Origin of the sequence: Aquibium oceanicum, from assembly GCF_001889605.1 — a bacterium.
Lineage (GTDB): Bacteria > Pseudomonadota > Alphaproteobacteria > Rhizobiales > Rhizobiaceae > Aquibium > Aquibium oceanicum.
The window spans coordinates 302,865-325,261 of record NZ_CP018171.1; the positions used below are offsets into that span (position 1 = coordinate 302,865).

Below are 22,397 nucleotides of genomic sequence, written 5' to 3' on the forward strand. Positions count from 1 at the left end.
CGTCAGTCCTGGGTTTCCATCCGGGAAGCACTTTGCGTCACCACGAGGTCGTCGCGGTGGATCATCGCGGAACGGCCTTCATAGCCGAGCACGCCAGCAATCTCGTTGCTGCGCAGGCCGGCGATCCTTACGGCATCCGCGGCGTCGTAGGCAACGAGGCCGCGCGCGATCTCGCGGCCTTCGGGCGCAAGGACCGCGACGGTGTCGCCGCGTGCGAAGCTGCCCTCGACGCGCCTGACGCCGGCCGGCAGCAGCGACTTTCCGGCCATCAGGGCGCCGACCGCGCCCGCGTCCACCGTCAGCCATCCCGCCGGCTCCAGATTGCCGGCAATCCAGGTCTTGTAGCCCCGCACCGGCGTGGGGCTCGGCCTGAAGAAGGTCGCTCGCTCGCCCCGATCGATCGCCGATAGCGGGTTGAGCCGCGTTCCGGACGTGATGATCATGGCCGTGCCTGCGGTCGTGGCGATCTTGCCGGCATCGAGCTTGGTGCGCATGCCGCCGCGCGAGAGTTCGGAGGCCGCGGCACCCGCCATCGCCTCGATCTCGGGCGTAATGCGGTCGACGACGGGAATGAATTCGGCGCCGGCATCGAGAGCGGGCGGGGCGGTGTAGAGCCCGTCGATGTCGGACAGGAGTACCAGGAGATCGGCCGACATCATCGTCGCTACGCGCGCGGCCAGCCTGTCATTGTCGCCGTAGCGTATTTCCGTCGTGGCGACCGTGTCGTTCTCGTTTATGACGGGAACGGCCTTCATCTTCAGAAGGGTTGCGATGGTCGCGCGCGCATTGAGATAGCGCCGCCGCTCCTCGGTGTCGCCGAGCGTCACCAGCACCTGTCCGGAGTTCAGGGAATGACGTCCGAGTTCCTCCGACCACGCGCCGGCGAGAGCGATTTGCCCGACGGCGGCGGCCGCCTGACTTTCTTCGAGCTTCAGCGCCCGGCGGCCGAGGCCCAAAATCGTCCGCCCCAGCGCGATCGCCCCGGAGGAAACCACGCACATCTCCACCCCCGCGTCCGCCAGGGCGGCGACATCCGCGCACAGCGAGCGCAGCCATTCACGCTTCAGGCCGGTTTCGCGGTCGACCAGCAGGGCCGAACCGATCTTCACGACGATGCGGCGGTGGGAGGAGAGGGGGAGGGTCATCGGTCTGTGCGCTACGCCTCCCGATCCTGCCATCGGGGGTCCGCCGCGACCGGAGCCTCTCCGGCGCGCGTCTCCTCGATGACGGTCATCAGCCGGCGTAGCACCTCCTCTACGCCTTCGCGCGTGGCCGAGGAGAGCATGAGCGGCTGTATCCCCGCGGCCCGCTTCAGCGCGGCGGTCTTCTTCTTGCGCTCGTCCGCGTCGATCGTGTCGACCTGGCTCAGCGCCACGATCTCCGGCTTCTCGGCAAGTCCATGGCCGTAAGCCTCGAGCTCCTGCCTGATTGTCTTGTAGGCCTTCCCGGGATGCTCCTCGCGTGCCGAGACGAGATGCAGGATCACTCCGGTGCGCTCGACATGGCCGAGGAACCGGTCGCCGATGCCGGCCCCCTCGTGCGCGCCCTCGATCAGGCCCGGAATGTCGGCGATGACGAATTCGCGCGCGTCGATGCGCGCCACGCCGAGCCCAGGATGCAGGGTGGTGAACGGGTAGTCGGCAATCTTGGGCTTGGCGGCGGTTACCGAGGCGAGGAAGGTCGACTTCCCGGCATTGGGCAGGCCGACCAGTCCGGCATCCGCGATCAGCTTGAGCCGCAGCCAGATGGTCATCTCCTCCCCGGGCAGACCGGGATTCGCCCGGCGCGGCGCCTGGTTGGTCGACGTCTTGAAATGCGAATTGCCGAAGCCGCCATTGCCGCCCTTGGCCAGCAGATGGCGCTGGCCGGTCCGGGTGAGGTCGCAGATCAGCGTCTCGTTGTCTTCCTCGTAGACCTGCGTACCGGCTGGGACCTTCAGCACCACGTCGGCGCCCTTGGCCCCGGTCCGGTTGCGGCCCATTCCGTGCGTGCCGGTCTTGGCCTTGAAATGCTGCTGGTAGCGATAGTCGATCAGCGTGTTCAACCCGTCGACCGCCTCGAGCCAGACGTCGCCGCCGCGCCCGCCGTCGCCGCCGTCCGGACCGCCGAATTCGATGAACTTTTCGCGACGGAACGACACAGAACCGGCGCCTCCGTCGCCGGAGCGTATGTAGACCTTCGCCTGGTCGAGAAACTTCATGACTGCACGATCATCCTTCTGGCCGCCGCGGCTTGCCTCGGCGGACGTCAGTTGCTCTAACGCATGCGCGGCGGCCGCGCGAGGGGCCGCGGCATGGAATCCGAACCAGCGCGGAGGGCCGAACCGTGAAATGCGTGACCTACAACATCCAGTACGGCATCGGCATGGACGGCCGCTACGACCTCGCCCGCATCGCCGACGCGGTGCGGGGGGCCGACCTGATCGCGCTGCAGGAGGTTTCGCGCAACAACCCGCAGAACGCCGGTCGCGACATGGTGGCCGAGCTTCGCGACCTCCTGCCGGAGTATTTCTCCGTCTACGGCGCGCCCTATTCGGTCGACATGGGATCGGCGGTCGAGAACGGGCGCGCCATCGACCGTCATTTCGAGTTCGGCAACATGATGCTGTCGAATACGCCGGTGCTGTCCTCGCGCAACCTGCTCCTGCCGCGCAGCCGCACTTTCGACCGGCTCAACCTGCAGCGCGGCGCGCTCGAGGCTCTCGTCGCCACGCCGTTCGGCGCCGTGCGCTTCTATTCGGTCCATCTCGACCATACGAGCCCGAGCGAGCGCATCGATCAGATCCGGCATCTCGTGGCCAAGGTGCTCGCGTATCCAAACGAGGGGGGCGCCTTGACCGGCACGTCCGAAATGGGGTTTCCCGAGCCGCCGCGCCCGGAGGAATTCGTCCTCATGGGCGACTTCAACCTCGAACCCGGCGGTCCGGAGTATGTCGAGATGTCCGGCATTCCCGACGTCGATTTCGGCATCGCGCGCCGCGCCCATCTTCCGGTGGACGCAGCGACGCTCGGTGCATCCAACCCGACCGGCCGCATCACCTGGATCGACCCCAAGCGGCCGGACGACCCGGACCGTCGCCGCTGCCTCGACTACCATTTCGTCCACGCTTCTCTGGCTCCGCGTGTAAGACGCTGTTGGATCGACGAGGCGGCAGTCGGCTCCGACCACCGCCCGGTCTGGCTGGAACTCGGCTGACGGCCGGCTCCGGCAGACGTCGCGCCTGGGCCGGCGCTCACGCCTGCCCCCAGCTTCTCAGGCTCACCCAGGTGCGCCGGTCGAGCTGGTAGCGCTCCACCGGCACCTGGCCGGCGACCAGCGAGTTCAGCATCCCCTGGCCGGCGTACTGGAAGCCGCATTTGTGGATGACGCGCCGCGAGGCCGCGTTGATAACCCGGCAGGAGACGTGCAGCACGTCGATGGCGGTCGCCCGGAAGGCGAGGTCGACCAGCGCGTGCGCTGCCTCGGTCGCATAGCCGCGGCCCCAGTAGGGCTCGCCGATCCAGTAGCCGAGTTCCAGACCCTGCGGCCTGGCGTCGAGGCCGGCACAGCCCACGAAGGCGCCGCTGTCGGAATTGGTGATGGCGTAGACGCAGCCGCCCTTCTCGCGCCGCCGGGAGTTCTCGATGAAGGACTTCGCCTCCACCTCGCCATAGGGATGCGGCATGCGGCCGAGCATCTCGGCGATGCGGCGGCTGTTGGCGAGCTCCGCGAGTTCGGCAATGTCGTCCACGTGCGGCGGGCGCAGCACCAGGCGCTCGGTGACGACCACCGGGCAATCGATCCGCAGACTTTCGTCCTCGACGTCTTCCTTCTCGGCAACCATGTCTTTGCGTCCTTCCAGGCAAAGAAAAAGGGGAGATGGCGGCCCATCTCCCCTGATCCCTATTCTGGACTGTCCAGACACCGGTTCCCGAGATGGGCTGCCGGTGTTGGTAAGTGCGGAACCGGCTACTCCGCGGCCTCGGTCATCGGGTTTACCGATACGTAGGTGCGACCATTGGCTTTCTTCTGGAACGCGACAGCGCCTTCCTGCAGCGCAAACAGCGTGTGATCCTTGCCAAGGCCGACATTGGACCCCGGATGCCACTTCGTTCCGCGCTGACGAATAATGATGTTGCCGGCCACGACCTTCTCGCCGCCGAACTTCTTCACGCCAAGGCGCTTGGATTCCGAATCGCGACCGTTGCGCGACGAACCGCCAGCTTTCTTGTGTGCCATTTTCCTGCTCCTTCGCGCTCGACGAGCGCCTCGTATTCTCTATGGGCGCGAACGCGCCGGGTTTCAACCTTGGAGGCGGATTACTTCGCCAGTTCCTTGGCCTGCTCGCGCCAGTCCGAAATCTGGTCGGCGCTGAACGGCATGTTCTCGTCGATGCGCGCGACGTCCTCGTCGGAGAGCGCGGCGATCTGGGCGAAGGTCGTGATGCCCTGATCCTTCAGCTGACCCGCCGCGACCGGGCCGATGCCCTTGATCGTGGTCAGGTCGTCGCCCTCGCCTTCCGGCGCGGAAAACAGCGGCGCGGCCGAAGCCTGCGGCTTGGCTTCCTCGGCGGCGGCCTTCTTCTTCGCGGCCGGCTTTTCGGCGGCCTTCTTCGACGGCTCGGCACCGCCGGTCAGGATCTCGGAGATCCGCACCGTGGTGAGAAGCTGGCGATGGCCGCGCTTACGGCGCGAATTCTGCCGGCGGCGCTTCTTGAACGCGATGACGGTATCGGCCCGGCCCTGCTCGACGACCTCGGCCGCCACGGACGCGCCGTCCACGAAGGGAACGCCGATGGTGACGTCGTCGCCTTCGCCATGGGCCAGCACCTGGCCGATGCGCACGATCTCGCCGACTTCGCCGGCAATTCTCTCGATCTTGATGGTGTCGTTGGCGGCAACGCGGTACTGCTTGCCACCGGTCTTGATGACTGCGAACATTTTTTGCCTTTCGCTGTTCGGTCCGGCTCTGGACTGGCGCACGCGCCGCCCGGCCGTCTTTTTGTCAGTCTGTTCAGGGTTCAAACGACAACCGGCGCGGAAGGTCCCACGCCGGAAGCCACGCCCCGTTAGCGGAAGGGCGGGATCGAGTCAAGATGCGAGACGGCGTCGAGACAGAATAGGCCTTGTCTCGCGCGGAAGCCTTCGCTATCTAGCAGCCCGCGCCAATGGCGCCCACGGCCCCGCGGAGAGGTGGCAGAGTGGTCGAATGCACCGCACTCGAAATGCGGCATACTCGCAAGGGTATCGGGGGTTCGAATCCCCCCCTCTCCGCCATGTGACCTGGCACTCTCCGCCAGTTTGAACCGCGCTTTTCCCAACAATTCCGGCCCCGCCCGCCCCTTTCGGGAGTGGAGTTCGTGGCCGGAAACCATGGTGTATCGTCCCGTTTATCGCGCGGTGTACCGCTGGAGGAGACCCGCAACGGGCGCGCCGCCAAGCCGCGGAAAGGCGCGCGCGGAGCCGGGCCCTACCTCGTGCGTTCGGGCTCGGTTTACCTTTTCCAGATCAGGGTGCCGCAGGCGGTCGGCGGCGGAAGGGGAACCCGGCCCCTCAGGGTGAGCCTTGGCGCCTGCAGCCAGCGGGAGGCCAGGCACATCGTCGCGCTTTTGGCGGCGCAGGCGCGGCTGCGTTTCGAAAGGATGCTGATGGACAAGGGCAGGAAGGACGGCGACGAAGAGGTTCACGCCGGAGTGCACGACGACGTGGGCACGGACCTGAAGGCCCTGCTGAAGGTCGTCGGGATGGGCGGCGAGCTCAGGCTTGCGGCCGACATTGCGTCGCAGGCCGTCCCGCCGATGAGCGCGGAAGAGCAGGCACGGACGCAGGCCTGGCAAGGCCTCGTCGGCGTCGGCAGGGAAGTCTCGCGAAGGGCGCCGAAGTCAATTCCATCATCACGGACAATGCAGGCGTCCTCTCGTCGCAGTACGCCGACAGGCTGATGACGACCGTCTCGCCGCTGGCCCGTCCGGAGCCGGGCGCGGTCGCACCCGCATCGTCCGGCGACCGAACCTCGGCATCGCCGCTACAGGCTCCCGCTGCATTCGTTCAGGCACTTGTTCCAGCCTTGCCGTCGCCTGCCGCCGCTCGGGCGCAGAGAGATCATGAGACCGGGCAGGACCCGTTCGAGGATCGCTACAACGATGCGGCCGGCTACGACCTCGACAGGCGCCACGCCTCGCCGAAGCCGAAGTTCAGCCGCATGGCCGAGCGCTACCTGGCCGCCTATTCGACCAAGGCGGGCGAGGGCAACAAGGACGTCCGCATCGCCCGGGCCCGCTGCGAGCTGTTCGTGGAGGTGATCGGGGACCATCCGGTCGACACCTACAACGGCACCGACCTGCAGGCATGGGTCCAATTTCCTGAAGTACTGGCCCGGGGACAACAACCAGCGCAATCCGGAATGGACTGCCCGCGAGATCGTCGAGGACAACCAGGACCACCATCTCGCTCCCTTGGCTTACAAGACGCTGGTGGAGGGCTATGTCTCGATCGTGAAGCGCGTCATCCGCTGGGAGATGACGAAGCTCGAGTTTTCCGATCCCTTCGCGGGTGTGCGGCTATTCTACCCCGGGACGGCCGCTCCGCCGAAGCCCGCCCAGCCGCTCAGCGCCGAAAGAATCAGCGCCATCTTTCGGGAGGGCGTCGCAGGCGGCATGCTGGACGAGGCAATGCTGCCGCTGCTCGGGCAGCTGACGGGCCGCCGCCTCGGCCTCCTCGTGCACTTCACGGGCAACGACCTGCGCGAAAAGTACCCCGGCGTATGGGTGGCGCAGACGGAAGGCATCGTGCTTCTGGACGGAGTGTGGACCCGGGTGCCCTACAAGACCCAGGCGAGCACCACCTTCTTCGTCCTGCACGAGATCGGCTTCGTCGAAAGGCGACGGCTTCCTGTTCCCGCAGCTGATAGGCCTGCATGACCCGAGCAAGAGCGCCTCGCAGTACATGCGCCGCCTGTTCGAGCGCGTGGGCATCGAGAGCGGAAAGGGAGAGGTTTTCCACTCGCTGCGCGGCGGGCAGATCGAGGACATGCGCGACGCCAAGGTGAACGGCCGGGACAGCCGCCTGCAGGCAGGGCATGCGGTCGGCGATGACGAGCACAGCCAGTACGGTTTTATGTCGCTGACGGAGAAGCGCGCCCGTGAACTGGCGAGGCTGCCGCTCAACCCCGAGATCGACTATTCGCCCTACAGGGGGCTGGATTTCGAGACGCTCTACCAGGCCAAGAGGACCTACGGGAGGAGACCGAAATAGGAGCGCCGTTGACGCCGCACCTCGAGGGCGGGAAATGATTTCCTGCGTCTCGAAGATGCTAGCAGCGACGAATGGCGGTGCGGCGGCTTAGCGCCCCCAAACCCGCCATCGAGGAGGTCGGCACTTGCCCTGAAAGCCGACATTCACATCGCGTACTCAGTCGGCGAAACCTTGCCGCCAGAGGAGAGGCGCGGCTCCGGCGAAGGAAGATAGAAATAACCGATTCCCAGATGCTACGATAGGCTTATTCCGTCGCCCGAGACTTAGATGATCTGACGGATCTAAGAATCACTCCGCCCTGCCGGAGCCGACAAGCCCACGCATCGCCCTCACCGCGACCGGATAGCCGTCTGGGCCGAGGCCGGCGATGACTGCCGTTGCCGCCTTCGAAACGAGCGAACGGTGATAGATCTCCTCACGACGGTGGATGTTCGAGATGTGCAGTTCGATGACTGGACGGGGAAACATCTTGAGTGCGTCGAGGATGGCGATGGAGACGAAGGTGAAGGCGGCCGGGTTGATGATGATGCCCGCCGCTGGACGGTCGATCGCCTCGTGCACCCACTCGATGATCTCGTACTCGCGGTTCGTCTGTCGGAACTCGATCGGCGTTTCGGCGGCTGCTTCGCGGCACATGGCCTCGACCTCGGCCAAAGTCGTGCGGCCGTAGATCTCCGGCTCGCGGGTGCCGAGCCTGTTGAGGTTTGGTCCGTTGAGGACAAAGATCGGTGCAGTCATGAAGGTTCAGCCCTGGTAGCCGAGAAGGCGCGGTAAGAAGAGGACGATGTCCGGGAAGAAGGTGATGAGCGCCAGCGAAGCCAGCATCGCGTAGAGGAACGGCATGATCTCACCGACCAGCGAGCGCAGGGAGACCTGACCGATGTTGGTCATGATGAAGAGCAGCAGCCCGTAGGGCGGCGTTATCAGCCCGATCATGATGTTGACGACGCACACGATGCCGAAATGGACGAGGTCCACGCCGAGCGCGTTGGCCGTGGGGATGAGCACCGGAAGCACGATCAGGATGATCGTCGTCCCCTCCAGCAGACAGCCCAGCACCAGCAGGAGCAGGTTGACGAGGATCAGGAACCCGGTCGGCGAGAGATCGAAACCCTGCAGGAAGACCGTGAGCGCGCGCGGGATGTTCTCGACGGTGACGACATAGTTGAATACGAGCGCGCCCGCGATCAGCATGCCGATCGACGCGGTCGTGCGGGCGCTGGACAGGAGCGTCGCGTAGGTGCTGCGCAGGGTTACGGTCCGGTACAGGACCGCTGAAATGAGGAAGGCGTAGGCAGCCGCGATGGCCGCGGCCTCCGTGGGCGTCGTGACGCCGGAGTATATGCCGCCGAGCAGGACGACGGGCATGAACAGCGCCGGCAGGGCGCGGATGGTGATGGCAGGGATCTGGCGCAGCGGCACCGGGTCCTCGACGGGGAAGCCGCGCCGTCGCGCCACCCAGACCACCAGCGCCATCATCATCAGGCCCATGAGGAGGCCCGGCAGCATGCCGCCGAGAAAGAGGTACCCGATCGACGCGTCGGAGACGAGCGCATAGAGCACGACGGGGATCGAAGGCGGGATGATCGGTCCGATCACGGCGGTGGCCGCTGTCAGCGCGGCGGCGAAGCTCGGCGGATACCGCCGGCCGTCCGTCATCATCTTCTGCATCATCTTGCCGGTGCCGGCGGCATCGGCGATCGCCGAGCCCGACATGCCTGCAAAGATGATCGACTGGACGACATTGACCTGCGCGAGCCCGCCGCGGAAACGCCCCACCAGAGCGTTGCAGAAGCGCAGCAGTCGCTCCGTCATGGTGCCGCTGTTCATGATCTCCGCCGACAGGATGAAGAGAGGCACCGCCAGAAGGATGTAGCTGGTATACATGCCGTTGAGCAGCTGCTCGGCGGCCGTGCCCATGTCGAGCCCGGCGAGGTAGAGATAGAGGATCGAGGAGGCGATCATGGCATGGCCGATCGGCAGCCCGAGCAGGCTGAGCAGAACGATCGCCAGAACACAAGTGAGGAAGGGATCGGGCATGCCTCAGCCTTCCGACCGGGTCGCCGGAGCATCGTGCGGACGCCCGACGAGCCGCAGCGCCTTCCACAGGATCCAGGCATACCGGCAGATCACGGCGACGACGAAAATGAGGTAGATCGAGAAAAGGTAGTCGAAGCGGATCTTCATGTAGGCCGTCTTCTGGACCTTCATGAAGGTCACGTAGTCGACCACGGCGGGAAGCGAGAACACGTAGAGCGCCAGGAGGGCGAGCGCGGTGATGGCGGCCATCACCCCCCTCGCCCGCGGTCCGACCGAACCGAAGAGAAGATCGAAACGGATTTCCTCGTCCTCGCGCAGCACGAGCGCCGCCCCCCACAGCACGAGCCAGAGCCACATGACGACCGTGAGCTCCAGCGTCCCGCCGATTGGCAGGTTAAGCACATAGCGGAAGACGATCTGGGCGATGAAGGCGAGGAACATCACCGCCAGCATCAGCGCCAGCAGGTTCTCCGCCCGCCGGTAGAGAAACCCGGTAATCCGTGACACCCGCATCCCTCCCCATGGGCGATGGCGACGCTAGCGCCGTTCCATAGAAGCGTGGTCCACCCCAAGGAAGACCACGCCCATTGTGCCGGTTGATCAGAGGGCGTTGATCTTGTCGAGCATGCCCTCGGGCCAATCCTTCGCCAGATCGGATTCCAGATACATCTTCTGCGCATGCTGGCGGAAGGCGTCGACGTCCGGCTTGTAGAGATCGAGACCCTGTTCCTTGAAGAATGCCGCGAGTTCGTCCTCGCGCTTCAGGTGCTCGGCCGTGCTCCATTCGATTGCCGAATCCGCGGCGGCCTGCACCTTCTCCTGCTGCTCGGGAGTAAGCTTGTTCCAGGCGTCGAGCGATATGGTGAGCAGGTCATAGCCCACGAGATGCGATGTCAGCGCGATCTGTTTCATCACCTCGTAGAACTTCATGTTCTGGACGTTCGGCAGCGGATTGTCCTGGCCGTCGATCGCGCCGGTCTGGAGGCCGGTGTAGACTTCGGCGTAGGCCATCGGCACAGGGTTTGCGCCAAGCGCCTGACCCAGGAACTGCCAGGCATCGCCACCCGGCATGCGCAGCTTCACGCCAGCCATGTCCTCGGGCGTGCTGATCTTCTTGTCGATACTCAAGCCGACCTGCCTGGTGCCGAAGTAGGTCGGGCCCAGAATCTTCACGTTGAGTTGGTCCTCGGCCATCTGCTTCATCTCCTGCCCGACGTCGCTGTCGAAGAAGGTGCGCAGATGGTCGGAGTCGCGGAACAGGTAGGCCGAGGTCAGGATCGACCACGCGGGGATCTGGTTGGAGATGTCCTGCGGCGCGATATTGCCCATCTCGAGGTTGCCGCGCTGGAGCGCGACGAGTTCGGTGCCCTGTTTGAACAGCGTGCCGCCGTAATAGCCTTGGTAGTCGAAGCCGTCGCCGATCTCCTCGGCGAACTTCTTCATCATGTTCGCACGGATGTCCTGTTCGGAGAAGACGGCGGAGAAGCGCAAGGGGATCTTGTCCTGCGCGACCGCGGAGCCGCCGAATGCGGCAAGCGCCACGGCGGCACCCGCCGCCAACAAGGTCCGTCTGGTGAAGTCGATCATGGCAATCCTCCCTGGCCAGCTCATGGGCGACGGCAACCCTCGGGAAGGCCGTCGATGGCGGACTCATGCCACTAGAGAGAACCTCGATCAATAGGCGTTTCTTTAATTGTCATATATTTTTCATTCCATCATTTGTCGTTGCCGGCCCTTGAAGGCGAAACCGCCGGGGCGTAGTCAGGATGGGGAGGAAGAAAGGAAGTGGTGATGTCGGCAACCGTGACCATGCAGGATACCGCCGGCGAATGGGCATACCGGCAGATCCGCCACGACATCGTCTTCGGGAAACTGCTTCCCGGCTCGCGCATGCGGTTGGAGCGGCTGCGGGAGGTTTACAATGCCAGCGTCAGCACGTTGCGGGAGATCCTGAACCGGCTCTCATCCGAGCGGCTGGTGATCGCCGAGGAGCAGCGCGGGTTCTCGGTCGCGCCGGTCTCGCAGCGGCATTTTCGCGAAGTGGCGCAGATGCGCGAGCTTCTCGAAGGCCACGCGCTAAAGGAATCCTTCCAGAACGGCGACGTCGAGTGGGAGGGACGGGTGCTCGCCGCCCACCACAAGCTGGCACGCATGGAGGTACGCATGGCGTCGGGCGACCGCAGCGGCACCGAGGAATGGAAGCGCTACGACAGCGAATTCCACGCCGCGCTGATCTCCGCCTCAGGCTCGCGGGAACTGATGTCGGCGCATCGGCAGATCTTCGACCACTACCTGCGCTACCAGATGATCGCGGTGATCTATCGTGGCGACGAAGCCGCCACCGAGCATCGGCAACTGCTGACCTTCGCCATGGACCGCGACCATGCGGGGGCCGCGGCTGTTCTCGGGCGCCACATCAACGCCTGCGTCGAACACACGGTGCGCAACGGCCTTGTCGGCGACGGCGATGCCAGGCCTGCATTGCCCGCCGCGTCATCCGACATTAACACCGTCCCATGAAACACGCCGACGAACCGCTTCATGCCGAACCGCTGCCGACCATCGGAGAAAGCGCGTATCGTCGGATTCGATCGGACATCATTTTCGGTCGCTTGCCGCCGCGGCAGAAGCTGAAACTGGAGCGCCTGCGCGACAGCTACGGCGCGAGCATCAGCACGCTGCGGGAGATCCTGAACCGCCTTTCGTCCGAAAGCCTGGTGGTCGCCGAGGGACAGCGCGGCTTCGAGGTGGCCCCGGTTTCGGTGGAGAACCTGCGCGAGATCGCGGCGCTGCGCCTCTTGCTGGAAGGCCATGCACTGGAGGAGTCCTTTTCAGCCGGCGACATGGAATGGGAAGGCCGCGTGGTGGCAGCGCACCACAAGCTCGCCAGCCTCGAAAGGCGCATGCGCGCGGGAGACCGCTCCGAGACGGAACTTTGGAAGCGATACGACTGGGAATTCCACCAGGCGCTGATCTCGGCCTGTGGCTCCTCGGTGCTCATGGAGACCCACGCGGCCGTATTCGACAAGTATCTGCGTTACCAGATGATCGCGCTGTCCTTCCGGGGCGACATCGCCGCCGAGGAACACCAGATCATGCACGATTCGGCTCTCGAACGGGATGCGGCCAGGGCACGGGAGGTGCTGGTACGGCACGTGGAGGGAGGCGTCGAACACGCGCTCGCGACAGGAACCATCCGCTAGAAAGAAACATACGAAACAGAAATCATCCGACAGAACTCTTTTTGTGTGTTGCGAATGGCTTAGCGAGAGCGTACCCTGCCAGTCCCGTCAACGGATGCAAGGTAGGGACCGTGGCCGTCGTCAAACTCGGGCTGATCGGCGACAACATCACGCGCTCGCAGTCTCCACGCCTGCACGTCCTGGCAGGGAAGCTGTGCGGCATCGAGGTGTCTTACGAGCGGCTGATCCCCGCGCTCCTCGGGCTCGATTTCGATGCGGTGCTGGATAGCTGCGTGCGGGAAGGCTACCGCGGCATCAACATAACCTACCCCTACAAGGAGGTTGTCGTGCACCGGGTTGCGGTGCCGGATCCGCTGACGGAAAGGATGCGGGCCTGCAACACAGTGGTATTCGGTGATCAGCGCCCGCTCGGTTACAACACGGACTTCTCCGGCTTCGTGTCAGCGTACCGTGCCGCCTTCGGTGACGGCTCACCAGGCAAAGTCGCCGTAGCAGGGGCTGGCGGCGTGGGGAAGGCGATAGCTTTCGCCCTGACGAGACTGGGGGCGACCGAACTGCGGTTTTTCGACCAGGACCGTCACAAAGCAGAGGATCTGGCGAGGGTGCTTTCAGATCCTGATCTGCCGATGCATGTAACCACCGCGCCCTCCATCGCGGTCGCTGCCGATGGCGCGGACGGGCTCGTAAACTGCACGCCGCTTGGCATGAGCGGCTATCCCGGAACCGCAATCGACCTGGAGCATATGCGAACAGCGAAGTGGGCGTTTGACGCGGTCTACACGCCCGTTGAGACAGAGTTCCTGAAGCTGGCCTCGGATACGGGGCTGTCCGTCATGAGCGGGTGGGAGCTCTTCTTCCATCAGGGTGTCCACGCCTTTCGTCTGTTCACGGGCGAAGACGTGGACGTAGCGGAACTGCGCCGAGCCTTGGAGACAAGCGACGAAAAGCTCTACGCATGAAGACCTCGATAGCGACCGTCTCCATCAGTGGCGACTTGCCAGAGAAACTCTCGGCCATCGCGGCCGCGGGCTTCGACGGGGTCGAGATCTTCGAGAACGACTTCCTCGCCTTCGATGGCTCGCCGGCCGACGTGGGCCGGATGGTGCGTGATCACGGGCTCGAGATTACGCTTTTCCAGCCGTTCCGCGACTTCGAGGGAATGCCGGAGCCGCAGCGCGGCCGGACCTTCGACCGCGCCGAGCGCAAGTTCGACCTGATGGCGGAACTGGGCACCGACCTCATGCTGGTCTGCTCGAACGCCTCCCCGCTGTCACTTGGCGGCATCGACCGTGCTGCGGCGGATTTCCGTGAGCTCGGAGAGCGCGCGGAACGGAGGGGAATGCGTGTCGGCTTCGAGGCGCTGGCCTGGGGCAGGCATGTCAGCGATCACCGGGATGCCTGGGAGATAGTACGGCGCGCCGATCAGAAGAACATTGGACTCATCCTTGATTCTTTCCACACGCTCGCCCGCAGGATCGATCCGGATACGATCCGTTCCATACCGGGTGACCGCATCTTCATCGTCCAACTCGCTGACGCGCCTCTGATCGAGATGGACCTGCTCTACTGGAGCCGCCATTTCCGGAACATGCCAGGCGAGGGCGACTTGCCGGTGGCGGCGTTCATGCGGGCGGTCGCGGCGACGGGGTATTCGGGAACGCTCTCGCTGGAGATATTCAACGACCAGTTCCGCGGCGGCTCTCCGAAATCGGTCTCGGTCGACGGACATCGTTCGCTCGTCTACCTGATGGACCAGGTTAGGCGTACCGAGCCCGGCGTAGCCATACCGGTTCCAGAAATGCCGGATCGGATCGAAGCGCAGGGTGTAGAGTTCGTAGAATTCACCGCGGACGAGGAGGAATCGCAGGAACTCGCTTCCGTTCTGGTCGCGATGGGTTTCCGGAGGGCGGGACGCCACAAAACGAAGGATGTCACGCTCTTCCGACAGGGCGACGTCAATCTGGTCATCAACACGGAGCGGAAGGGCTTCGCCCACTCCTCCTATCTCGTCCACGGCTCCTCGGCCTATGCGCTGGGGCTCAAGGTGGAGGACGCACGGGCGACCGTTGCACGAGCGACAGCGCTGGGTGCCGAGGTTTTCCATCAGGCGCCCGGACCGGGTGAACTGACGATCCCCGCCATTCGTGGCGTAGGCGGCGGCATCATCTACTTCATCGACGCGACGTCGGATCTCGCCAAGGTCTGGGACATCGAATTCGAGCCGGTCGAGGACGAGACCGCCGGAGCTGACGTCGGCCTGGCGGCCGTCGACCATGTCGCCCAGACGATGGCCTACGAAGAGATGTTGAGCTGGGTGCTCTTCTACACGGCGATCTTCCGGACCCGGAAGACGCCGATGGTCGACATCGTGGACCCGGCAGGCCTGGTGCGCAGCCAGGCCATCGGGAATGGCGACGGCTCTCTGCGTCTCACACTCAACGGGGCGGAGAACCGTCGCACACTTGCCGGGCATTTCATCGCCGAAAGCTTCGGGTCGGGCATTCAGCACCTGGCATTCCGCACCAACGACATCTTTGCGGCCGCCGCTGCTCTGAGACGCAACGGGCTGGAGCCACTCGCGATCTCGCGCAACTCCTACGACGATCTGGAAGCGCGTTTCGGCCTGGAACCCGAACTTGCGGACCGACTGCGCGCCGAGAACATCCTCTATGACCGGGATGGAACCGCCGAGTACTTCCAGATTTACAGCCCCATGTTCGGGGAAGGTTTCTTCTTCGAGATCGTCGAGCGCCGAGGCGGCTACAGCGGCTATGGCGGCCCAAACGCCCCTTTCCGTATTGCAGCCCAGAAGCGCAGGATGCGTCCGAAAGGCATGCCGAAGGTCTGAAGCGTGTCGCCATTGACCTGATTCAGGATTCCCAGCGCGGTTCTGAGGTGATTCACTGCGGTTCGAAGGAGAATCGCGATGGGCAAGCCGCACCCGATGGCGTTGCGTGAGCGTGTTGCCGGGTTTGTCGACGAAGGTCATGGCCACCGTGAAGCGGCGCGGCACTTCCTGGTTTCACCCCGCTTCGTGAACGACTTCATGAAACGGCGGCGGGAAACCGGCTCGCTGGAGCCGCGCCGGCAGGGGCACGCGGCAAGCTTTCGCAGCACGCCGCCTTCGTGCGCGAGCGGATGGCCGCGACCGGGGATCTGACGCTGGACGAACTGTGCGTGGAACTGGAGGTGCGTGGCGTGGTCGTCCACCGCTCGAACGTGGCTCGCCTGCTGCACCGCCTCGGGCTCAGCCACAAAAAAAGCGCTACGCGCCAGCGAGCAGCTGCGATCTGAGGTCCGGGCTGCGCGCAGGCTCTGGACGGCGGGCCGAAAACCGTTCTTCGCCAAAGCCTTGCCCCGCCTCGTCTTAATCGACGAGACCTCGACCAACACCAGGCTGACCAAGCGCACAGGCTGGTCGCTGAAGGGAGAGCGCTACCTGACACACGCGCCCTTCGGACACTGGCGCACGCAGACTTTCGTCGCCGGCCTGCGCAGCCATGGCCTCGTGGCCGCCATGGATCGTCGAGGGCGCCATGAACGGCGAGATATTCGAACGCTACGTCGAGACCCAGCTGGTGCCGGAACTCACCCAGGCGACGTGGTCATCCTCGACAATGTCGGCTTCCATAAGAACGAACGTGCCGCAGACCCCGTGCGCCAGCGCGGCGCATGGCTGCTGTTCCTGCCACCCTACTCGCCCGACCTCAACCCGATCGAAATGGCGTTCTCCAAGCTCAAGGCACTCCTGCGCAAGAAGGCCGCCAGAACCTTCGACGGCATCTCGACAGCGGTCGGCGACATCTGCGACCTGTTCGATCCACAACAATGCCGAAACTTCTTCAAGGCAGCAGGCTATGAGGGGATTAGATGCAACAGGCTTTAGGGCAGGTGCCACGTAGGAAAGGTCGCGAAGGCTTAGTAAAGCGGACCTGCATGTATTCCGATCTGGACAGCTATCGCGGATGGCTCAGACCCGCTGGGAAATGATTGCCCAGACTTTGTCGGGAAGGTCGGAAACGCGTCCCATTCCGGCCGGTTCAACTAATCAAACTGTTCACCGTAAGCTGCCATCAACCGAAAGCTAAAGCCATCGATGTCTTTCACCTGTCTCCCGTCTAGAAAGCGACCGAAGCCTGATGTCGAAAGGACATGCGGGAAGCCGATCGTCCTCTGCGCGGCAGAACCTTCTATGCCATTCCAATTTGGCCGCTGAGACTGCGAAACATCACTTCGACTTCTTTGGTGAACCGGAAGGCATCGAGGAAATCGGTCGTCCTGTAATCCGGGAGCATGGCGTGGATGGTGAGGGTGTACGCAGAGGCTTCTCGCTGCCGTCCGGCAAGGGCGAGGCAGTGCGCGGCGATGGCGAGGATATTCGCGTAGGCATTGAGCCGAGCCGCCGCCTTCACCGCCCATTCGGCGGCCTCGTCGAAATGACCGAGCCGGGCATGGGCCAGAGCCCGGGTGCCCAGCATCTTGAAGAGGAGGGGATCGAACGGACTCAAAAGGCGTTACCGATCCGAGGCGCTAATAGCCACCTCCGGATCGCCGGACTGGGCCTGCACGAAAGAGAGCGCATAATGGCCCAAGGCGAAGTTGGGACTGAGGTCCAGCGCCCGGTCGGGCGAAACGATTCCTTCTTTCGCCTCGCCCTGTAGCCACATCGCGCGCCCCATGGTCAGATGCGCGGCTGGATTGAGGTCGTCGACGCTCAGACTTCGGGCAGCCGTTGCTAAAGCCAGTTCCGTCTCGGTCTCACGATCGGCCCATCGCTGAAAAGCGCTTTACCAATGCGTGAACGATATGCCGGCGTGGGCACGCGCGGAGCCCGGATCGAGCCGTATCGACATATCGAAGAAGTGCTGCGCCAATTCGTTCTCGGTCCGCGTGAACCGGTACATATACCAAAGCCCGCGATGATAGGCTTTCCAAGCACCAAGCGAGCTCGGGGGTTTCAGAATCGCTCTGTCCCGCTCGATGGTCTCGATTTCGCTGGTGATCGAGGACACGATCTTGTTGCCGCGGTGGCAAACAGATTGCGGCCGCGACGCTATCGCGCGCATTACCTCGCCAGCACAAGATGACTTCTTCTTTCGAGGTGGATTTGCAGGGTCGCTACCTAAAAGCGATCACGGTTAGATGGCGGCGGAGCTTTTCCTAGGACCCTGAGAATCGAAGCAATGCAGTCATAGTGGAGTTCAATCGATCCGAGTCCTATGTCGGGGCGGGGTACGGAAAGTCAGGTACTTCACCGGGGAAGTTTGCTTTGTCCACTTGCGCAAAGGCAGTCTCCTTATATATTCCTAATCTTCCTTTCAAATATGTTTTGGTATTAATAAGCATATTATTCCATTAAGGATCCATAGCGGATTTAACGAAACAGCCAATATGTGAATAGTAAAAATGATTATATTTCAATTTGATTTATGATATTGAGATATTAAACGTAAACTATAATGTTAATGCATATACGAGTTTATCTTGCATTTGAAAGGTGATTGACTTACTTTGATGTTTCGACGATCTCTGCGCTAGCATCAGGACCGAAACCGTCTGTCGTCGCAAAAAGCCCGGACAACTATTAAGAAGCTGGAAGCATTCCTCGGTTTTCGTGCATCGCACTTTGCTATACAAAACATCACCTCAATCAGCGTAAATAATTGATATCTTAGTGATCTTTCTGCCGATGGCGCACCCCGCTCCGCCAGCGTTTTCAGCAAGCGTTTAGATTCATTGCGCTCTACAACGCCTGTTATAGACAGACCCACGGATGAAATCGACCTAAAGATGATTGCGGCTCTTCAAGACGATGGCCGGCTCAGCAATGTCGATCTTGCCGCGCAGGTCGGCTTGTCGCCATCCCGTGCCTTCGCCGCGCAAAGCTGCTTGAAGAGCGTGGCGTGATCGACGCGCCGGCATTGTTGGCGTGGACGTAGGTCCGGCAGGACGGCGTGTCGCCCTAAGCATCTCGACGTTCATGTCGGCACCGGCTGTGGCAGGTGGCGCGCAATCTCCTCCAGATGCACGTGCCCGGTGCCGCAGCAGCCGCCCCAGATGTCCATGTGCGGATAGCGTCGACCGACGTCGGCCATCAGGCGGCCAAGCTCTTCCGGGTCGCCTTCCTCGAGATGGCCGAGCTTGCAGAGCGCGATCTTGTCCATCTTAGCGGCGTTCGGCCGGATCGAGCGGATACGCCGCGTCCAGCCGCCGCCATCGAGCGCCGGCTCGAACTCGAAGGGATGCGAGCAGTTGAGCGAGAAGAAGGCGGGGTAGCCATCGGTCGCGGCATCCACCATGGCGATCGCCTCGGCAAGCGCGATGCCCGAGGACAGGCGGTGCGAACTGTCGAGCGAGAACGACACGGCAACGGGAAGGCCGATGCGGCGGGCCGCCCGGACCACGCCGATCGCCTCGGCCGGATTGTTGAACGTGACCGCCCAGGCGAGGTCGACCTCGGCCTTCTTCAGGGTCTCCAGCTGGACGCTGTGATACTCCTCGGCCTCGGAGATCGTCGTACCGCGGTTCAGGCTGTAGGCATCGCCGCGCGGGCCGACATAACCGGAGAACAGCGCCCGCGGGATCTGGCCAGCGTAGTCGGCGGCAACGTCGCGCAGGAACTGGATCGAGCGCAGATTGGCCTCGGCCAGCGCGGCGGGCGAATAGCCGAGCTTGGCGCCCCAGTCGGGGCTGGCGCGGTAGTCGAACCCGCCGATCAGCGCACAATGGCCGTGCCTTGCCACGACGTCGAGATAACGGCGGTACATACCGCGGATCGCCTCCGCGGAGTCGCGCTTCTCCAGAAGCGGATACATCGCGAACTCGGGCAGGTCGAAGCCCCATTTGTACATGATCTCGGTTTCTATGCCGCCTTCGGTCAGGAAGTAGCGGCCCGGACGGGGCGCGGGGAAAGTCGTGTGGGTCATGATCGTCTCCTACCAGTGATAGCGGGCCTGCCGGATCGGCAGTCCGCGCGGCGGCAATCCGATGTCACGGCGCAGGATGTTGTCGAGCTGATCCAAATTCGCCACTTGACCGCATCGACGGCTCGGATGGACAAAGGCTGAGCCGAGTGCGCCGAGACATCGTCGCGCGAAATTCGGTTCTTCTTGACCGAGGAAGGTTTTGCTGAGCATCGTGGATGGCCTTCTGCTATCGTTCTGGCGCGGAACGTTCGTATGCGCCGATGATGCAAATGGTGGACCGCCCGCGCCGTGCGCGATAGAAGACCGATGGTCGGGTTCGACGGACGCGCGGAAACCTCAGCATTCTCAATATGCTGATCCAGCGGCGTGCCGCTGCGGAACCGGTTTCCGGGCTGCGACTCTACCCACGGTACAGTCGCTGGATGCGGGAGACTGCATGGAAAGGGTCAAGTCCAAACGGGAGCTCATCCTCGACATCGCCGAGTCGGGCATCCTGTCGAAAGGCTTCGGCGCGACCTCGATCGATGAGATCATCGCCGAGGCGGACATCACCAAGAGCGGCTTCTTCTATCACTTCAAGGACAAGAACGAGCTCGCCCGGGCGCTTCTGCAACGCTACCTCGACACCGAGGAAGCCCTCCTCGACACCGTGTTCACCCGCGCGAGGGAATTGCACGGCGATCCGCTGCACTCGTTCCTCATCGGGCTGAAGATGCTGTCGGAGATGATGGCGGATCTTCCCAACGGCCATCCCGGCTGTCTGGTGGCGACCGTTGCCTATTCGGAGAGGATGTTCGACCGGGAAGTGAGGACACTGAACCGGCAGGCCATCCTGATATGGCGCGAACGCTTTCTCGGCATGCTCCAGGAGATCGCGGCAATCTATCCCCCGCGCGACGACGTGGATCTGAGAGCGGTCGCCGACATGATCTCCAGCACCGTCGAGGGAGGCATCGTGATGTCGCGCGCGGTCGGCGAGCCCAAGGTGCTGCCCGAGCAGATCGTCCTGCTGCGATCCTACATCAAGCTCCTGTTCACCGCCCCCGGCCAGGGCTGAGCCAGGATCATCCTGCTGTACCGCCAGTCCAGTCGGGCAGCCGGGCGAACGAGGGCGGCTGCTCGAGCCTCATACCATCCTCCTGTTTTCAATAGACTTTCCGTGTCGTCGGCTGCCCCGACCAGCGGTCGACTAGGTTCGGGAGGCCGCTTCGTCCAGAAAGTCGCCAGCCCGGACGAGCCGCCCGGCGCTCACAAGCAAACCCGTTTCAGGAGAAGAGAAATGAGACCTTTCGTCATGGCCACCGCCTTTGCGCTGGCCGCCATCACGGCACCGGCCAACGCGCAGGAAAGCGCCGCGGAAACCTATTCCGAGATCAAGGAGGCTTTCGGTTTTGTACCGACCTTCATGCAGCAGTATCCCGAGCACGGTATTCGGGGTGCCTGGATCATGACCCGCGACATGGAGTTCAGCGACCGGACGGAACTGTCCCCGAAGGTCAAGGCGCTCATCAACATCGCCGTGGGAGCGCAGATTCCCTGCCGTTACTGCGTCTTCGCCGACACCGAAGCCGCCCGCGCCGCCGGGGCGACCGAAGGCGAGATCAAGGAGGCAGTCGGCCAGGCCGCGCTGACGCGCCACTGGTCGACCATCCTCAACGGCCTGCAGATCGACTTCGATGAATTCAAGGCTGAGATGGGCGGCTCCTGAGACCTTTCGGGTCAAGCCGCAGCGCGAGGAGCACCCTTCCCGCGGGATGCGGGGAGGGTGCGACACTTCTGGCCTACCTATCCCTTGACGCCATGCCGTCTCTGCCGTGCCGGCCGTCGCATTCCTCTTGCCCGGGGGTCGCGGCCACTGGTTCCTGCGGGCGACGGCGGCTATAAGGTGGCGATACGCGAAGGTCAGGGAGCGCCGCATGCCACTCGACGGGAAAGTCGCCATCGTCACCGGAGCCGCGGGCGGCATCGGCTATGCCATTGCCGAGCGCTTCCTGCGCGAGAAGGCAAAGGTGGTGATCGCCGACGTCGACACCGAGAAGGGAGCCGCGGCGGAGAAGGATCTCGCCCGGCTCGGCGAGGTGCAGTACATGAAGGCCGATGTCGGGCGGCGCCTCGACGTGCACAACCTCGTGGCCGCGGCGATCGACGCCTATGGCGACATCGACATCCTCGTCAACAATGCCGGCATTGTTCACGGGGCAGACTTCCTCGACCTGGGCGAAGAGGATTTCGACCGCGTGCTGAACGTGAACCTGAAGGGCACTTTCCTCGCCGGCCAGGCGGTGGCGCGCCACATGGTCGAGAAGGTCAGCAATGGCGGCACTCCCGGTTCGATCGTCAACATGTCGTCGATCAACGCCGTCTTCGCGATCGCCAACCAGATCCCCTATTCGGTGTCGAAGGGCGGCGTGAACCAGCTGACCAAGGCCATGGCTTTGTCGCTGGCGCCCTACGGCATCCGCGTCAATGCGATCGGGCCGGGCTCGATCATGACCGACATGCTGTCGAGCGTGAATTCCGATCCGGCCGCGCGCAACCGGATCCTCTCCCGCACGCCGCTCGGGCGCATAGGCGAACCCGCCGAGATCGCCGCGATTGCGGTGTTCCTGGCCTCCGACGAGGCGAGCTACATCACCGGCCAGACCGTCTATGCCGACGGTGGACGGCTGCCACTGAACTATACAGTTCCTGTCCCCGAGGAATGAGTTCCGGGTCCTGACGCAAGGCTGTCAGGAGCACCGTGCGAAGGTCCCTCCGTCGACTAATCGCTTCGATGGAGGACTGTCATGAATGCCAACCCCCGATCCTATTTTGGAATGGTCGGCCGTATCGCCGCAGGCTGGCGCGCCTGGCGCGACGAGGTCAGGACCGAAAGCCTGATCAACCGCCTTCCGCCGCACATCCGCAAGGATATCGGCTGGCCCGACACGCATCCGTCGCGCCAGGCGCGACGCGCTGGAACGCCCTTCGGATTGTGAAGCCGTTCCTGCCTGCTC

Annotated in this window: 28 protein-coding genes and 1 tRNA gene; 16 read left to right on the forward strand and 13 right to left on the reverse strand. The window is 63.7% G+C overall.

The window, feature by feature from the left end:
• Positions 1–2: 2 nt before the first annotated feature.
• Positions 3–1,145: a glutamate 5-kinase gene (gene proB, locus BSQ44_RS01470; RefSeq protein ID WP_072601608.1), complete on the reverse strand. Its 1,143-nt coding sequence runs from the start codon at positions 1,143–1,145 to the stop codon at positions 3–5.
• Between the two features lie 11 nt (positions 1,146–1,156).
• The gene (obgE, locus tag BSQ44_RS01475) at positions 1,157–2,200 is read right to left on the reverse strand and encodes a GTPase ObgE (RefSeq protein WP_072601609.1); all 1,044 of its coding nucleotides are present in this window, start codon (positions 2,198–2,200) and stop codon (positions 1,157–1,159) included.
• A 125-nt stretch (positions 2,201–2,325) separates the two neighbouring features.
• Here obgE and BSQ44_RS01480 point away from each other — a divergent pair, with 125 nt between their 5' ends.
• Positions 2,326–3,195, forward strand: coding sequence for an endonuclease/exonuclease/phosphatase family protein (locus tag BSQ44_RS01480; protein ID WP_072601610.1), 870 nt, complete (start codon positions 2,326–2,328; stop codon positions 3,193–3,195).
• A gap of 37 nt (positions 3,196–3,232) precedes the next feature.
• Here the strand turns inward: BSQ44_RS01480 and BSQ44_RS01485 are convergent, their stop codons facing one another.
• From BSQ44_RS01485 to BSQ44_RS01495, 3 genes are all read right to left on the reverse strand, one after another.
• Positions 3,233–3,823 carry a GNAT family N-acetyltransferase gene (locus BSQ44_RS01485; RefSeq protein WP_072601611.1) on the reverse strand — a complete coding sequence of 197 codons (591 nt, stop codon included), beginning with the start codon at positions 3,821–3,823 and terminating at the stop codon, positions 3,233–3,235.
• 125 nt (positions 3,824–3,948) lie between these two features.
• Positions 3,949–4,218 (reverse strand): 50S ribosomal protein L27, encoded by a 270-nt coding sequence (gene rpmA / locus BSQ44_RS01490; RefSeq protein ID WP_072601612.1) that lies wholly within the window; start codon positions 4,216–4,218, stop codon positions 3,949–3,951.
• 80 nt (positions 4,219–4,298) lie between these two features.
• Positions 4,299–4,919: a 50S ribosomal protein L21 gene (locus tag BSQ44_RS01495; RefSeq protein WP_072601613.1), complete on the reverse strand. Its 621-nt coding sequence runs from the start codon at positions 4,917–4,919 to the stop codon at positions 4,299–4,301.
• A gap of 246 nt (positions 4,920–5,165) precedes the next feature.
• On the opposite strand from BSQ44_RS01495, the gene BSQ44_RS01500 reads away from it, so the two are divergent.
• The 4 genes from BSQ44_RS01500 (at position 5,166) to BSQ44_RS01520 (ending at position 7,232) form a co-directional block, all read left to right on the forward strand.
• Positions 5,166–5,255, forward strand: a tRNA-Ser gene (locus BSQ44_RS01500).
• Between the two features lie 83 nt (positions 5,256–5,338).
• Positions 5,339–5,920, forward strand: coding sequence for a DUF6538 domain-containing protein (locus BSQ44_RS01505; RefSeq protein WP_157894485.1), 582 nt, complete (start codon positions 5,339–5,341; stop codon positions 5,918–5,920).
• A gap of 513 nt (positions 5,921–6,433) precedes the next feature.
• Entirely contained in the window at positions 6,434–6,898 is a 465-nt protein-coding gene (locus BSQ44_RS01515) for a hypothetical protein (RefSeq protein ID WP_072601616.1), read from the forward strand.
• Between the two features lie 25 nt (positions 6,899–6,923).
• The gene (locus BSQ44_RS01520) at positions 6,924–7,232 is read left to right on the forward strand and encodes a site-specific integrase (RefSeq protein WP_072601617.1); all 309 of its coding nucleotides are present in this window, start codon (positions 6,924–6,926) and stop codon (positions 7,230–7,232) included.
• A gap of 288 nt (positions 7,233–7,520) precedes the next feature.
• On the opposite strand, the gene BSQ44_RS01525 is transcribed toward BSQ44_RS01520, so the two are convergent.
• The 4 genes from BSQ44_RS01525 to BSQ44_RS01540 form a co-directional block, all read right to left on the reverse strand.
• Complete coding sequence (locus BSQ44_RS01525) at positions 7,521–7,970, reverse strand: type II 3-dehydroquinate dehydratase (protein ID WP_072601618.1); 450 nt, start codon at positions 7,968–7,970, stop codon at positions 7,521–7,523.
• A 6-nt stretch (positions 7,971–7,976) separates the two neighbouring features.
• Positions 7,977–9,272: a TRAP transporter large permease gene (locus BSQ44_RS01530; RefSeq protein ID WP_072601619.1), complete on the reverse strand. Its 1,296-nt coding sequence runs from the start codon at positions 9,270–9,272 to the stop codon at positions 7,977–7,979.
• Between the two features lie 3 nt (positions 9,273–9,275).
• Entirely contained in the window at positions 9,276–9,785 is a 510-nt protein-coding gene (locus tag BSQ44_RS01535) for a TRAP transporter small permease (RefSeq protein WP_072601620.1), read from the reverse strand.
• Positions 9,786–9,872: 87 nt separating this feature from the next.
• Complete coding sequence (locus BSQ44_RS01540; RefSeq protein ID WP_072601621.1) at positions 9,873–10,859, reverse strand: sialic acid TRAP transporter substrate-binding protein SiaP; 987 nt, start codon at positions 10,857–10,859, stop codon at positions 9,873–9,875.
• A 204-nt stretch (positions 10,860–11,063) separates the two neighbouring features.
• Here BSQ44_RS01540 and BSQ44_RS01545 point away from each other — a divergent pair, with 204 nt between their 5' ends.
• From BSQ44_RS01545 to BSQ44_RS27315, 6 genes are all read left to right on the forward strand, one after another.
• Positions 11,064–11,792, forward strand: a complete 729-nt coding sequence (locus BSQ44_RS01545; protein WP_083534338.1) for a GntR family transcriptional regulator — start codon at positions 11,064–11,066, stop codon at positions 11,790–11,792.
• The gene (locus BSQ44_RS01550; RefSeq protein ID WP_072601623.1) at positions 11,789–12,475 is read left to right on the forward strand and encodes a GntR family transcriptional regulator; all 687 of its coding nucleotides are present in this window, start codon (positions 11,789–11,791) and stop codon (positions 12,473–12,475) included. Before BSQ44_RS01545 ends, BSQ44_RS01550 begins: the two co-directional genes overlap by 4 nt.
• A 110-nt stretch (positions 12,476–12,585) precedes the next feature.
• A complete protein-coding gene (locus tag BSQ44_RS01555) occupies positions 12,586–13,434 on the forward strand; it encodes a shikimate dehydrogenase family protein (protein ID WP_072601624.1) in 849 nt (282 codons plus the stop codon).
• A complete protein-coding gene (locus tag BSQ44_RS01560) occupies positions 13,431–15,323 on the forward strand; it encodes a bifunctional sugar phosphate isomerase/epimerase/4-hydroxyphenylpyruvate dioxygenase family protein (protein ID WP_072601625.1) in 1,893 nt (630 codons plus the stop codon). The genes BSQ44_RS01555 and BSQ44_RS01560 overlap by 4 nt, the downstream gene beginning before the upstream one ends.
• Before the next feature lie 78 nt (positions 15,324–15,401).
• A complete protein-coding gene (locus BSQ44_RS27370) occupies positions 15,402–15,635 on the forward strand; it encodes a helix-turn-helix domain-containing protein (RefSeq protein WP_235633321.1) in 234 nt (77 codons plus the stop codon).
• A gap of 33 nt (positions 15,636–15,668) precedes the next feature.
• The gene (locus BSQ44_RS27315) at positions 15,669–16,361 is read left to right on the forward strand and encodes an IS630 family transposase (protein ID WP_083534341.1); all 693 of its coding nucleotides are present in this window, start codon (positions 15,669–15,671) and stop codon (positions 16,359–16,361) included.
• Between the two features lie 304 nt (positions 16,362–16,665).
• Here BSQ44_RS27315 and BSQ44_RS27820 read toward each other — a convergent pair whose 3' ends face one another.
• Positions 16,666–16,983, reverse strand: coding sequence for a hypothetical protein (locus BSQ44_RS27820; RefSeq protein ID WP_072601627.1), 318 nt, complete (start codon positions 16,981–16,983; stop codon positions 16,666–16,668).
• A gap of 279 nt (positions 16,984–17,262) precedes the next feature.
• The gene (locus BSQ44_RS27825) at positions 17,263–17,541 is read right to left on the reverse strand and encodes a hypothetical protein (protein ID WP_072601628.1); all 279 of its coding nucleotides are present in this window, start codon (positions 17,539–17,541) and stop codon (positions 17,263–17,265) included.
• Positions 17,542–18,265: 724 nt separating this feature from the next.
• Here BSQ44_RS27825 and BSQ44_RS26230 point away from each other — a divergent pair.
• A complete protein-coding gene (locus tag BSQ44_RS26230; protein WP_335622616.1) occupies positions 18,266–18,382 on the forward strand; it encodes an AsnC family protein in 117 nt (38 codons plus the stop codon).
• A gap of 71 nt (positions 18,383–18,453) precedes the next feature.
• On the opposite strand, the gene BSQ44_RS01590 is transcribed toward BSQ44_RS26230, so the two are convergent.
• Positions 18,454–19,401 carry a homocysteine S-methyltransferase family protein gene (locus tag BSQ44_RS01590; protein ID WP_072601629.1) on the reverse strand — a complete coding sequence of 316 codons (948 nt, stop codon included), beginning with the start codon at positions 19,399–19,401 and terminating at the stop codon, positions 18,454–18,456.
• Between the two features lie 9 nt (positions 19,402–19,410).
• A complete protein-coding gene (locus BSQ44_RS26725) occupies positions 19,411–19,611 on the reverse strand; it encodes a hypothetical protein (RefSeq protein ID WP_157894486.1) in 201 nt (66 codons plus the stop codon).
• A gap of 226 nt (positions 19,612–19,837) precedes the next feature.
• Here BSQ44_RS26725 and BSQ44_RS01595 point away from each other — a divergent pair, with 226 nt between their 5' ends.
• From BSQ44_RS01595 to BSQ44_RS01610, 4 genes are all read left to right on the forward strand, one after another.
• A complete protein-coding gene (locus tag BSQ44_RS01595; RefSeq protein ID WP_072601630.1) occupies positions 19,838–20,458 on the forward strand; it encodes a TetR/AcrR family transcriptional regulator in 621 nt (206 codons plus the stop codon).
• Positions 20,459–20,680: 222 nt separating this feature from the next.
• Positions 20,681–21,109, forward strand: coding sequence for a carboxymuconolactone decarboxylase family protein (locus tag BSQ44_RS01600; protein ID WP_072601631.1), 429 nt, complete (start codon positions 20,681–20,683; stop codon positions 21,107–21,109).
• Positions 21,110–21,317: 208 nt separating this feature from the next.
• On the forward strand, positions 21,318–22,106 hold the full coding sequence (locus BSQ44_RS01605) for an SDR family NAD(P)-dependent oxidoreductase (RefSeq protein ID WP_072601632.1): 789 nt from the start codon (positions 21,318–21,320) through the stop codon (positions 22,104–22,106).
• Positions 22,107–22,187: 81 nt separating this feature from the next.
• Complete coding sequence (locus BSQ44_RS01610) at positions 22,188–22,379, forward strand: hypothetical protein (protein ID WP_072601633.1); 192 nt, start codon at positions 22,188–22,190, stop codon at positions 22,377–22,379.
• Positions 22,380–22,397 lie beyond the last annotated feature (18 nt).